We start from the raw sequence: 1,000 nt of genomic DNA on the forward strand, positions 1-1,000 counted from the left end.
TGTACGCCTTACCCTGCGACTCACGCTGAAGCGAAAAAATCGATGGAAAATGTCTCTGCGTTGGGCTCAACGCTCGCGTGACCATTTCGATAAGCTTGAAACCCGAACAACTTGTTTGGTATTGTTCAAGGGTCGTGTCTATGAAGATCTCCGTGATGTGTCAGTTAAAGGGCTAACAGAGATTGGTTTTGATGGCTACGCGGTTGGTGGTCTGGCGGTTGGTGAACCTAAAGAAGACATGCATCGCGTACTTGAGTCAACACCTGTTCCTCAGTTACCAGAAGATAAACCACGTTACCTATGGGGCGTGGGCAAACCAGAAGACTTGGTTGAAGGGGTTCGTCGCGGTATCGACATGTTTGACTGTGTAATGCCAACGCGAAATGCACGTAATGGACACCTATTTGTGACTGGTGTGTGATCAAGATCCGTAATGCGACACATAAACGGATACACCCCTCTCGATCCGCACTGTGACTGTTACACTTGCAAAAATTACTCTAAGTCGTATCTGCACCACTTGGACCGTTGTAATGAAATCCTTGGTGCTCGCTTAAACACTTATCCATAACCTGCGTTATTTACCAACGTTCGTCATGGAAAGCATTCGTAAAGCGATTGATGAAGATCGCTTCGAGCAGTTTGTGGAAGAGTTCTACGCTCGACGTAATCGCGAAGTGCCACCACTCGGTAAACAGGCATAAATTCGCAATAGTAAAAAAGTGTTACGCCATCTTGTTTTTGTGAGTGAACTCGCTTGAAAATGAGGTGGCGTTACCCAATTTATTGGATTATTAATAAAAATTAATGAGGATGTTTTAATGTTTATCTCTCAAGCTCACGCAGCAGCAGAAGGCGCACAACAAGGTGGCATGTTTGAAATGCTGATCATGTTGGGTATGTTCGGTGTGATTTTCTACTTCATGATTACCGTCCACAAGCAAACWGTGTTAAAGAGCAACAAGAGCCTAATGGCATCCATGGGTAAAGGTGATGAAGT

The 1,000-nt window shown here is 44.8% G+C and carries 2 pseudogenes; both read left to right on the top strand.

Going from position 1 to position 1,000, the window contains the following annotated elements:
- Positions 1 to 704: pseudogene (locus CIK04_RS25705) on the top strand (tRNA guanosine transglycosylase); the annotation flags it as partial.
- A gap of 117 nt (positions 705 to 821) precedes the next feature.
- Positions 822 to 1,000, top strand: a pseudogene (yajC, locus tag CIK04_RS25710) (preprotein translocase subunit YajC); the annotation flags it as partial.

The sequence above is a fragment of the Vibrio sp. 03_296 genome (assembly GCF_002265885.1).